Below are 11,935 nucleotides of genomic sequence, written 5' to 3'. Positions count from 1 at the left end.
TCAGTCCACCAGCCGGTCGCGAATGGCCCTAAACTCAGGCAGGCTGTGCAAAAAAATCTCGAACAAATCCGGATCAAAGTGTTTGCCCCGGTCGTCGCTCATGATCTTGAGTACCACTTCTTCGGGCAGGGCTTTTTTATAAGGTCGCGCGGTGGACAGGGCATCAAAAACATCGGCAACCGCACAGATCCTGGCACTGACAGGGATGTCTGTTCCTTTGAGTCCATTGGGATATCCGCTGCCATCCCAGTGTTCATGGTGATTCAGGGCAATTTCCGCCGCCAGATCGAGTACCGGATTTGGATACCGGAGCCGGGAAGAGGTCTGATCAGACAAGGACCCAAAGCCGCTGGTTTCCAGTAGATTCCGCTCCAGCAGTTCGGCCCCGATACGACAATGTTGATTGATCGTTTGCCGTTCTTCTTCATTAAGCTTTCCGGCTTTCAGCAGAATCGGGTCAGGGATACCGACCTTGCCGATATCATGCAGGGGGCTCGCCAGAAAGAGCTGTTCACACCACTGGTGATCCTGGCCACTATTTACCGCCAGGATGCGGCAGTAATGAGCAACCCGCAGAATATGATTGCCGGTCTCCTGATCGCGACATTCGGCAACTTTTGCCAGCCGCCAGATCAGGTCAATGTGCGCATGTTCCAATTCTCTGGTGCGCTCTCTGACTTTTTCATCCAGCAGGCGGTTTTGTTCCTTGATCTGATCCTGCTGGTATTTCATCCGCAGCATATTGTTGACACGAACGATCAGATCATCGTGTTCAACCGGCTTGAACAGTAGATCCGTTGCACCCAGATCGAGAGCTTCCCGTTTGAGAACGGTCTGGGTGCTCCCGGTAAGAATGAGGACCGGGATATCATTGGTATGTTCCTGGTGCCGCAGCTGGCGAAGCAGATCAAAACCGGATTGCGCCGGCATGTAGATATCGGAAACTACCACGTCAACCGGCCTTGAGTCGATCTGCTGCAGGGCCTCTTTGACACTGCCGACATAGGTACTGTTCCAGGTCCTGCGCGACATGTGAAGAAGGCGACGGATTGATGCCAGATTGTCGGGTTCATCATCGACAAACAGAACTTCAGCCTGACGCTCACCGGGCGCCCATGCCGTCATTTTCACAGAGATCTCCCATCGGTTGAAGGGCCATTGATTAACACCTGATTCGGACGGACAGGGTTACTGTGGGGGATCGGTATCATGATCTTCCCCCGGCAAGGTGACCTCCTGATTGGATAACAGCTGGAGCAGCGTCGACATGGCTTGCGGCGATACCGGTTTCCAGAGAAAATATTTCGCTACCGTCATCCCCTCACGATACACGTCGTATTCCGAGCGACCTGTCATCATGACCCTGGTGACATGAGGATGCCGCTCGCGCACATGTTCAAGGCATTCCTGTCCGTTCATCCCCGGCATGCACAGATCGCTGATGACCACGTCAACATCCACGGTGTTGAGCAGTTCAAGGGCCTCGGCCGCACGTTCGACATAAATGAACTTCCACTGTTTCTCCAACGGCTTAAGCATTCGCGCCAGCGCGTTAAGGAGTGCTCTTTCATCATCGATAAACATGAGTTGTTTCATTTTCCTGCTCCTTTATTCACCCGATGCTTTTCAACATAATCAACGGGAGCCAGCACCGTGAAGGGTTCCTTCACACCGATTTTCTTTGCGTAATTTTTTATGCCGATCAGCAGAAAATCTGTCAGTTCCTGACCACTGGCGGCCAGCTTGACCCCGGTATTGGTAAAAATGTCTTCTGCCAGCTGCATTTGCATGGTCAGATCCATGACACCGATGGATACCGGCTCATACTGTACTTTCAGGGTTTGCAGCTGTTCCAGTGCGGCAACCATATCCGGATGATATTCAACCGGGTCGTCGGCAAGCTGTTTCATCACTACCGCACAGGAACGATGGCGAATATTCAGTTGACGATCATATTCATTCAATACGTGCAGCAACTGTGCGGCCATCCTGACCCGTTCACTGTACTGCTGGTCGGGCCCCTGGCTGAACGCGCTGCAGGGCAGGTTTTGCATTGCCACGGCAGCGGCGACATCGTCCATGCGCGGGATATTGAGTAACAATTCTTCGGCCACTGCCGGATGACCGTTGATCAGACTTAAGTCGCCATCGCTTAGTTCTTCTTCCGCCAGATAGCGGTCGAACAGGCTGGCTGGAATGGTCAGACAACCCAACCTGGAAAGCATGGCAGACATTTCATAGAACCACAGATCACCATAGCCCAGAGCGCTCGCCAGATGGTGAATATAAAATTTCAGTCGCTTGGCTTGCCCCTGGGCAGTCGGATTTTTTACCGAAAGAATCTGTGACAGCAGATCGACGGCCCCCAACAGGGTTTTCTCGACCAGCTCGCGCTCTGAGGTGATCAACTGATATTGGCGGATGGCATCCTGCAACACCCGGATCAGCAGCTCAAGGCTGCAGGGTTTGGTGAGGAAGCGAAAAATTTCCCCCTGATTGACGGCCTCGATGGCGGTCTGCTGATCGGCGAAACCGGTATAGAGAACCCGTACCGTATCGGGGTACAGGTCTTTGATCCGGGAAAGAAACTGGATCCCGGTCATTTCCGGCATTTTCATATCGGAAATGACCACGCTGAAGGTCTCCTGCGTCAGCAGTTCAAGGCCTTCCGTCGGCGATGATGCTACACAGATGTCAAAACGGCGAAACAGGCTGCGCTGAATCCCGGATAAGAAATTTCTGTCATCGTCGACAAATAGCACTCTCTTGTTCGTCATGTCATGCCCTCCTCCAGCACTTGCCAGTCTATTGAGCTCCGCCTGGCGTAAATGCGAATATTAACGACATATTTGCTGCCTACCTTGCACAGCAAACTTCATACCGATTAAATTTTATGTATAGATTTAGGCCAATGAATATTTAAGGATCGTGTAAGTAGTTAATTAAAATGGGCTTTATTGAAGTTCAAAAGGATAGAGTCAATATGATGATATTGCAGAAAAGCAGATGTTGTAGCAGTAATAAACATTTTGCGACAGATAACACTGTCAATTTGATAGAAGGAGCCAAGAGGTTAATTCAAGTGGTATTTTTTTAGTTTACGATAAAGGGTTGCCTCGCCGATATTGAGAATTTCTGCAGCGCAGCGACGATTGTGGTTGCCTTTCTCCAGCGCGTTGATAATCGCGAGACGCTCGTAATCATCCATTGAGTCACCAGCAAGCGAAGCGGTTCTCGGAGGTGTTTCGGACACTGAATGAGTGATTTCTCGCGGAAGGGCGTCAGGACGAATGATATTGTCATTACTTAACACAATGGCGCGAAACACCACATTGGCCAGTTCCCGGACATTTCCCGGCCATTCGTAGGTACAGAGAAGGTCTAGAGCATCTGCATCAATACCGGTTACCTGCTTTTGCCTACGACTGTTGTGCTTGATAAAATATTCAACCAAGGCCGGAATATCTTCTTGTCGGTCACGCAATGGCGGCAGATCGATCAATACCGTGTTCAGGCGGAAATATAGATCCTCACGAAAATGTCCAGCCGCAATTTCTTTGGTGAGTTGTCGATTGGTGGCAGAGATCACCCGGACATCGACTTTATACTCCTGATTGCTGCCTACGGGGCGAACCAGTCGCTGCTGCAACGTTCGCAACAGTCGAGCCTGCAGCAGCAGGTCCATTTCACCGATTTCGTCAAAAAAAAGCGTTCCTCCGTCAGCATGACGAATCAGGCCGGGGTGGGCACTCATTGCACCAGTAAAGGCGCCCCTGGCATGACCGAACAACTCGCTTTGTATTACCCCGTCACCAAGGGAGGCACAATCCACCGGTACAAATTTTTGGTCGCGCCGGGAACTGTTGTAATGAATGGCCATGGCCACCAATTCCTTGCCGGTTCCTGTCTCGCCCTGAATCATCACTGATACATCCGAATCAGCTATTCGCGCCACCAGTTCCTTGACATCAAGCATGGCTGGACTTTCTCCAATCAGCTCGGGAAAATGATGGTTCCGGTAAAGATTAGAACGCCGCCTGCGATGTTCCTGGGACTCCTGCCACTGATTGGCGATGAGTTTGATTCGAGCATGTAATTTGTCAGCGCAGATTGGTTTTTCAATAAAATCTACGGCACCGAGAGACATCGCATGCACCGCATCCTGGATTCCACCGTGACCGGTCAACATCAGCACCCTGGTCAACATTGACCGTTGGCGAATCTGCTCAAGCAGTGTCAGGCCATCCATGTGGGGCATTTTCAGGTCAACGATAGCCGCATCAATCCGTGTCCGATCCAGTATCCAGAGGGCTTCTTCACCACTGTGGGCGAGGTACAGATAATAGTCGTTGCGTTGAAAGATGCGTTTGATGGACGACAGGATATATGCATCGTCATCAACAACCATTAAGGTAAATTTTTCAGTGATGTCCTTCGCCATACGCTTTTTCCCGGAATTGCCGTCGGCCTGAAGCCTTTTTTATGCTCCTATTCACTGACATTATCACTGGATTCTGTCAGATACTATCAAAAAGATAGATCAGCTTGGTATTGCTATCAAATAGAAACAGAGACAATGGTGGCAGCGAGTACGAATGGAATGCCACTTGCGAATCGATATCTAGGATCTCGTCGGATACCATCAGTGGGGGGATTTATATGAAATAAAAAGATACCTGTGATTTCTGAAAAGTATAAAAATAGAGGCTGAACTATGACAAAACTTCCTGGGCCATCCCGTTATTCATAATGCCTCGTTGAGCACACAGACAACCGCTGTTTTGTTGTAGAACTCCAGGTAGTCATTGCCGGTATTGGCGATTTCTCCTAACGTCAGGGCCCCGAACATGGGACATCGCTGGCTGACGACGCTCAACTCCTGGTGAAACTCATTTTCCATGAATAGTACACGAGAGATGCAGTCGACAAAAAAGATCGTTTTGTCCATGGCGTTGTTGTCCATTCCCTTCCAGGCCATATTGCGGGCCGATTCCGCTCCCTTGACCAGGGACTTCAGGTTGCCGTTCAATATATAGATATAGGACCCTTCCGGAACCTCGCCGACGCAAATCAAATGGTTACCTTCAGCAATGATGGGATCGCGTACGATCATTTCCGTGTCCAGTTTGGTGATTCCCAGTGGGTAGGCCTTGGCGATATCAAAAAAGGCGGTTGTGTCAAAATCCGGATTGGAGTGCTGTTTGACGGCTTGCTTGTACACTTCAAGGGCTGGTTCCCAGTTAAGGCTGATGACCCGATTACCTTGCGCTTCAGTGACCTTGATGGAGGTTGTCACAGGTTGCCAACCGTGGGCGACACCAATTCCTGCGGCGACATCGGAAACGGTAACGATAGCAGCGGCGCCAATTAATCCGTTATTTGTGAACAGGCAGGGTTTGGCAACAAAACTCAGCGACCCTGCGCCACCACCGATATAGTGAGGCAGCAGGCCGAGGTTGTTGAACAGGCCTTCAACTAATGAGGAGATACGCTTACTTAACCCGTCAACGAAGACAAAGCAGGTTTTATTCTGGCAATCGATCCCGGAAAAGGCTTCTGCAACCCTATCGTCCAGATCAACTTCGGGATCATTGAGCCCATCGATGATGACGTTATGAACAACATGCTCCATTCCGATTACGAGGGTTCCTTTGCTCAGGTTTTTGTCGCCTGCGATGATTTGCGGAAAAATGCCGCCAAATACAGGCAGGGGGCAATGCTTGAGGAGCGAATCAACTTGTTCAGGGGTGAATTCGTTGGCATCACAGGCCAGGATCATCAGGGATTTGATGTTCGGTTGTGAAGCTACATTTTTTATCTGAGTAGCCAGTTCGGATACGGTACCTTTCTCACAGAGGACTATTACCATTCGTAAAGTTCCTTTCGGTGGCTATGTTAGGCGCCAATTATTGAAGGGATTCGTCTTAAGAGCTGGAACTACAGCTGGAATTAAAATTTGTACCACTATATTGAGGTGTTGGATCAACACCAACAATAGATAAAAATTCACAAGAGATCACATGTATAACTGTGTAATATTAGCGTGAATAAATCAGTTTGGCAATAATCTTGAAGTTTTAACCAAATATTTCTGTGGATATCTTTTTCTTTCGCCATGCCTTGAGCAGGGTTTATGGTGTTTGTCGGGCTATATTCTGCTCTCAAACAGTGCGATGCCACAACAATCTGGTCTCGATCAAATTTGATCTTTTATGATCTTCTGCCTGCTGATATTGAGCTTTTTAATACGGCTTTGAAGTGTTGTTGGCTTCATTTGAAGCAGGGCTGCTGCGCCGTTTTCACCGTAAATTTTACCGCCAGTTCGAGTAAGAGCACTTTCGATGTGCCTTTTTTCCCAGATGACCATGCTTGGAAACGGGTCCTGTGATTCAGGTATGGTCACCGGGGGGCTGTCGGAGGGTGCACTGGTTGGCGTAAGCGCGCTCTGTTTCAAGCCGAGGTGACGGCATCCAATCTCGTCAGTCCTGGCTAGAAGGACGCCCCTGCTGATGGCATTCTGCAGCTCGCGTACGTTGCCAGGCCAGGGATAGTCCAGTAGCCCCGTGGCGGCCTCTTCACTGATTTTCGGAGGGCTGATTCCGGTTTTGCGAGCTTCCTTCTGAATAAAGTATTGGGCCAGAAGAAGAATATCTTCCTTCCGCTGGCGCAAAGGAGGGAGCTCCAGGGGGTAGACGCCAAGCCGGTAATAGAGATCCTCGCGGAATTGGCCTTTCTGAACCTTTTTCTGCAAATTCATATGGCTTGCCGCAATGATGCGAACGTCGCAAGACCGCGTGATTTCACCACCGATCCGCTCAAAAGTCCCTTCCTGCAGGGTTCGCAGGAGTTTGGGCTGAATTTCCAGGGGCAAATCTGCAATTTCATCGAGGAACAGGGTGCCGCCGTCAGCAATTTCAAAACGCCCCTTACGCTGTGCTATCGCCGAGGTGAAGGCGCCTTTTTCATGACCGAAGAGTTCACTTTCGGCCAGGCTGGCGTTCAACGCTGAGCAGTTAAGGGTAATAAAGGGTTTGTCGTTACGTGGGCTCAGCTTATGAATCGTACGAGCCACCAGCTCCTTGCCGGTTCCGGTCTCACCATGAATCAGTACCGGCAGGTCTGATTCAGCAACAATTTTCACCTGGTCGAGCACGCGAGACCAGGCCGGCGAGTGACCCATGAGATTCTGAAAATGCGGATCGTCACGGGTCAGAAGAAGGTTCCGTTCTCGGGTTAGATCGCGTCTGATGGTGTCCAGATATTGGCTGGATTCATTCTGGTTGATGATTACTGCGATGAGCCCAGAAAGAGTTCCAATAAACTTCACGATGGCCGGTGAAAACATATTGCAGGCCGTGTGGTCCAAGGTGAGCAACCCGATAGTGGTCTGCTGAACAGACAGAGGGACTACCAGGCATGAATGGTTCTGGGGTAATTCCAGCACGTTTTCGTAGGTGTCTTCGTGCTCCTCCTGCTCGTTGAACAGGTGGGGCTGGTCAAGGCGAATAATGCGGGCAAGATCCCGGCGATGGTTCAGATCAATACTGTAGTCCTTGATCTGCTCGTTGACCAGTGGTCCCTGGGCTTTCTGTACCATCAGGATATTGCCTTCGGTCAATTTCAGGATGACGGCCAATTCATAGTCGACCAGGTCGCGCAGGGCATTGAGAATCAGCTCCAGAACCTTGTCGGTTGATATCGGGGAGAGTAATTGTTGAGGATCCATGTTTTTCCTTCTTTGACGCGGTATCCTGCGGGTAAGATTTTTTAATCATCCAAGATAAACGATATAACGTTATTTCTTTAATGGGCAACGAAATATCATTGGATGATTCAACGAAATAACGTTGCAAGTCAATAAAGTTTGCCTGATCTCTGACAGAGATATTTCCTAACCATTTGATTTAAAGCATTTGTTGTGCTTGATAAAAAACATGGCATGCACTTTGCTGGATAACACTGTAAAAGGTTAATCATTGACGTGATGATTACAAAAATTACTTCTACAAAAAAAAGGAGATCGTCATGGGTAAAGTTGAAAAAATGAAAAAATATATTGCCAACCTTCATGTCTGGAATGTCAAGCTACATAATTTACACTGGAATGTTACTGGCGAGCAGTTTCCTGCGATACACAAGTTTACCGAAGAGATGTATGAAGATGTCTTCGGGAAGTTTGATGATGTTGCAGAGCAACTGAAGATCCAGGGGCAGACTCCACCAGCCTCGATCGCTGAATATATCAAACTGGCCACGATCAAGGAAGTTCAGGCGAGAGACTTTTCTTCCGCTGAAGTTCTTAACGTCGTTCGGGAGGACATGGAACAAATGAAGCAACTTGCTGTGGAGATCCGTTCCCTGGCAGATCATGACGGGGATTTTTCCAGCGTGGCGATGATGGAAGAGCACGCGAACGGTTATGCCAAAAATCTTTGGTTCTTGCGCGCAATGCAGCGCTAACCCGGATCCCAGTCCGGTTTCTACGGGAAAGATGATTTAGATATTTTAAACAGGAGTCAAGTCATGCCATGCGACACGACAAAAATTATTGAAGACACAGAACCGTTTGACAATCAACCTCAACCCAAACAGGAGAAAAAACAGATGAGCACAACCTTGGTGATGCGGCGCATGCCGGAATTTGAAATGGAAGCTTTTGATGCTGCTACTGGTCACTACACAACAATATCGAGTGAACAACTAAAAGGCAAATGGGCCGTGGTCTGTTTTTATCCCGCAGATTTCACCTTTGTTTGCCCGACCGAAATTGCGGCGATGAATTCCCAACTGGACAAGCTCAATGAGCTTGGAGTTGTTGTGGTCCCTGTCTCGGGTGATACCAAATTCAGTCATAAGCGCTTTGTCGAAACTGAGCCCCTGCTAAAAGGCTTAAAATTGACCATGGGGGCCGATAATACCGGTAATGTCGCCCGTAAATTCGGGGTCTGGATTGAGCAGGAAGGGGTTGCTTTGCGTGGTCGCTTTATTATTAACCCTGATGGCGTTGTTGTTGCCGAAGAAACAGTTGCTGACAGTGTCGGTCGTAGCGTGATGGAATTGATTCGTCAACTGGAAGCATGGCAACATGCTTACAATACCGGGGAGGTTTGCCCTGCCAACTGGCGAAAAGGGAAAAAGACCCTTCCCGTTAACACGGATGTAGAGCAAATGACAGGTAACGTTGGCAGTTACATCAATCTGGAAGAGATTCTTGCCTGATAGGTTTTTGCTTGCTGCATGAAAAAACAGCTAAATTTAAACAATAATTCCAACCCCGGCATAAGGTACGACGGCATAAAGTCATTGGGCCTTGTGCCGGGGCTGCATGAATATGGTTGTACGAAAACAGATGCACTGTATGAAGGTCCCCTTGAACATGCATCGCTGGCAACAGCAGCTCTTTTTTCCAATCATACCTTCCTGATTCATTGGAGAGCAACGTGAAGAATGTGCTTAACCGACCGGCAGACAATTATTCACCCCTTTATTTTCTGGCGTCTCTAGGGTCAGGGGGGTTGGCGGTTACTTTTTTCATGTGGTTGATGCACTGGACTCCTCATCCGGACCGATCCGTACCCGTATTTGAGGACATTGTCCAAACATTTTCCAGCGGTGGCCCCATGACCCGGGGAATGATCCTGCTGGCTATCGCCGGCATTCTTTATTATGCCTTTCTTAACTTGAAATATTTACTGTGGAATCTGTTCCGTTTTCGCAGTTGGAGACAAAGCGACGATTATCTTAAACTTCGCAGCAGCAATACCGAGACCCAAATACTGGCGTTGCCCCTTGCCCTGGCGATGACTGTCAATGTGCTGTTTGTTCTCGGTATGGTTCTGGTGCCAGGGCTCTGGCAGGTGGTTGAATACCTGTTCCCCCTGGCGATCATTATGTTTTTGATGATTGGTGTTCTGGCCCTGTGGCAACTGGGGGCCTTTCTGGGACGGGTGCTGACACAGGGAGGTTTTCTGTGCGCCGGCAACAACTCTTTCGCTCAGGCTCTTCCGGCATTTGCGTTCGCCATGGTCGGCGTGGGACTGGCAGCACCCGCTGGGCTCTCCGGCATCCCGCAAATAGCAGGAGTTGGGCTGATGTTTTCAAGTTTCTTTTTTGTTGCTACCGGGCTGATTGCCTTGATTGCTTTATTACTCGGGTTTCGTGCTTTGCTGGAACAAGGCGCAACCATTGAGACAGCACCGACCCTTTCAATCTTTATCCCGGTATTAACGATTTTAGCCATTCTTGGTTTGCGTCAAAGTCACGGTCTGGATGAACATTTTGCGCTGGCAAGCAGTGCAGCTGATCGCCTGATGATGCTCTCACAATTTTTTTCAGTGCAGCTGCTCTTCGCGCTTTTAACCGGGCTGGTGCTTATTCGATTAGGGTATTTTAGCCGTTTTGTCTGGGGAACTGAAGCCTCTGCGGGTTCATACGCCTTGGTTTGCCCCGGGGTGGCTCTGGTCGTGATGACCCATTTCTGGTTGAACCGAGGAATGGTTGATGCGGGTCTTATCACTAATTTTTCGGTCATTTACTGGCTTGTTTCCGGTCTGGCGATTGGTCTTCAACTGGCAACGATGTGGTTAGTTGCACGGCTTAACCACAAACATTTCACATGTCGCAGAAGTGAAAAAGAACAGAAGTCCCTTGGATGATGGATATTCAAATCCCTCATATCCAGGAGAAGAGCACTTAACGTCACTCTGCGGATGCCATCGGTTCATCCGCAAATCACGCTTTAACGATTTGTTTCAACGCTACCGAGACCGCACGGCACAATTCCGGACACTCTTGCGCCCTCAGTCAGGGGTCGGTGCTTAGAATAATTTACTGCCAAGTTTTGCCTCGACAGCTGTTGTTGCAAACGTAGCTTCGCCACTTTCGGCCCTGGGATACTGGACGCCTAAAATTAATACTTCTGAAGTGACAGTCCCCATCTGTCGTGGCTCAAAATTCAATACTCCAAGTACGAGCCTGTCTAACAGATTTTCGATAGGATGTTGTGTGAAGCGGCCATAACTGACTCGTTCTCCAAACTTACCGAAATCTATCGTCATTTTATAGGTCGGCTTATGCGTGCGCGTTTCAAGCTCAACCGAAACGACTCTACCGACCCTTATGTCCAACTTTTCTAAAGATTCTTCTAACGTGACCAGGGGTTTTGTTTCTTTTGCCATCTTTCTACCCTTTCAATTCCAATTGTCTATGAAGGTTTTAAAACCTAAGCATCAAGACGTGTAATCAGGCCTACCAGGTTCCTGTTTCCCGATAATATCGTACTCTTTGATGACAATGGTTGACAAATTCGTTAATCAACGAACTGCGGTATTTCCGGCGATGAATCAACAAGTGAAATGCGCGGTTCAAATCAAGAAAAGGGACCTTCAAAGAGGTCAGGTCTCCTGAATCCAATTCATTCTGCACCGCCAGACGTGACAGACAACTAATGGTATTACCCTGCTGAACAATGCGCTTGATAGCTTCGAAATTATTTAGCTATAGCGATCTTGGACGAGGTGAAGGGGCTGAGTTGCTGACTGGCGGGAAGCGACCATCGGAACCCGAGCTGGCTGCCGGAATTTTTATCCTGCCGACGGTATTTGATGGCTTCAGCATGAAATTCGCATCGCCAGCGAAGAGATTTTCGGTCCCGTCATGTCGATCATTCCCTGGACGGACCAGCAGGATATGCTACGGCAGGTCAATCAGCTCGATTTCGGCTTGACCGCCATGATCGTCACCGAATCATGGCGTACTGCAATGATCACTGCGGAACGGGTAGAAGCGGGATATGTCTGGATCAACAGCAGCGGCCGATATCTGGGCGCACCCTATGGGGGCTGGAAAATTAGCGGGCTGGGCCAGGAGGAATGTCTTGATGAACTGTTAAACAATACCCGTATAAAAAATATTAATATGACGTAGAAGGACCGGT

11 protein-coding genes and 1 pseudogene are annotated in these 11,935 nt (G+C 49.0%); 4 read left to right on the top strand and 8 right to left on the bottom strand.

The features are described 5' to 3' along the window. The 6 genes from AC1931_RS14560 to AC1931_RS14535 form a co-directional block, all read right to left on the bottom strand. A complete protein-coding gene (locus AC1931_RS14560) occupies window positions 1-1,125 on the bottom strand; it encodes an HD domain-containing phosphohydrolase (protein ID WP_483878034.1) in 1,125 nt (374 codons plus the stop codon). Window positions 1,126-1,188: 63 nt separating this feature from the next. Beyond that, the gene (locus tag AC1931_RS14555; RefSeq protein WP_483878010.1) at window positions 1,189-1,596 is read right to left on the bottom strand and encodes a response regulator; all 408 of its coding nucleotides are present in this window, start codon (window positions 1,594-1,596) and stop codon (window positions 1,189-1,191) included. Further along, window positions 1,593-2,777 carry a response regulator gene (locus AC1931_RS14550; protein WP_483878009.1) on the bottom strand — a complete coding sequence of 395 codons (1,185 nt, stop codon included), beginning with the start codon at window positions 2,775-2,777 and terminating at the stop codon, window positions 1,593-1,595. Before AC1931_RS14550 ends, AC1931_RS14555 begins: the two co-directional genes overlap by 4 nt. 296 nt (window positions 2,778-3,073) lie before the next feature. After that, window positions 3,074-4,441: a sigma-54-dependent transcriptional regulator gene (locus AC1931_RS14545; protein ID WP_483878008.1), complete on the bottom strand. Its 1,368-nt coding sequence runs from the start codon at window positions 4,439-4,441 to the stop codon at window positions 3,074-3,076. A gap of 303 nt (window positions 4,442-4,744) precedes the next feature. Continuing rightward, window positions 4,745-5,869 carry an FIST signal transduction protein gene (locus AC1931_RS14540; RefSeq protein ID WP_483878007.1) on the bottom strand — a complete coding sequence of 375 codons (1,125 nt, stop codon included), beginning with the start codon at window positions 5,867-5,869 and terminating at the stop codon, window positions 4,745-4,747. Window positions 5,870-6,196: 327 nt separating this feature from the next. Then, window positions 6,197-7,726 carry a sigma-54-dependent Fis family transcriptional regulator gene (locus AC1931_RS14535; RefSeq protein ID WP_483878006.1) on the bottom strand — a complete coding sequence of 510 codons (1,530 nt, stop codon included), beginning with the start codon at window positions 7,724-7,726 and terminating at the stop codon, window positions 6,197-6,199. Between the two features lie 299 nt (window positions 7,727-8,025). Between AC1931_RS14535 and AC1931_RS14530 the strand changes: the two genes are divergently transcribed. The 3 genes from AC1931_RS14530 (at window position 8,026) to AC1931_RS14520 (ending at window position 10,655) form a co-directional block, all read left to right on the top strand. Further along, complete coding sequence (locus AC1931_RS14530) at window positions 8,026-8,460, top strand: Dps family protein (RefSeq protein WP_483878005.1); 435 nt, start codon at window positions 8,026-8,028, stop codon at window positions 8,458-8,460. A gap of 144 nt (window positions 8,461-8,604) precedes the next feature. Beyond that, on the top strand, window positions 8,605-9,219 hold the full coding sequence (locus AC1931_RS14525) for a peroxiredoxin (RefSeq protein ID WP_483878004.1): 615 nt from the start codon (window positions 8,605-8,607) through the stop codon (window positions 9,217-9,219). A 221-nt stretch (window positions 9,220-9,440) separates the two neighbouring features. Continuing rightward, entirely contained in the window at window positions 9,441-10,655 is a 1,215-nt protein-coding gene (locus AC1931_RS14520; RefSeq protein WP_483878003.1) for a TsoY family (seleno)protein, read from the top strand. 162 nt (window positions 10,656-10,817) lie between these two features. Here AC1931_RS14520 and AC1931_RS14515 read toward each other — a convergent pair whose 3' ends face one another. Next, window positions 10,818-11,177, bottom strand: coding sequence for a hypothetical protein (locus tag AC1931_RS14515; RefSeq protein ID WP_483878002.1), 360 nt, complete (start codon window positions 11,175-11,177; stop codon window positions 10,818-10,820). Between the two features lie 70 nt (window positions 11,178-11,247). Beyond that, window positions 11,248-11,481 (bottom strand): annotated as a pseudogene (locus tag AC1931_RS14510) (LysR substrate-binding domain-containing protein); the annotation flags it as partial. A 138-nt stretch (window positions 11,482-11,619) separates the two neighbouring features. On the opposite strand from AC1931_RS14510, the gene AC1931_RS14505 reads away from it, so the two are divergent. Continuing rightward, the gene (locus AC1931_RS14505; RefSeq protein WP_483878033.1) at window positions 11,620-11,925 is read left to right on the top strand and encodes an aldehyde dehydrogenase family protein; all 306 of its coding nucleotides are present in this window, start codon (window positions 11,620-11,622) and stop codon (window positions 11,923-11,925) included. Window positions 11,926-11,935 lie beyond the last annotated feature (10 nt).

The organism is Pelovirga sp. C15f (genome assembly GCF_057178085.1).
This window is presented reverse-complemented; position numbering and strand designations above follow the sequence as displayed.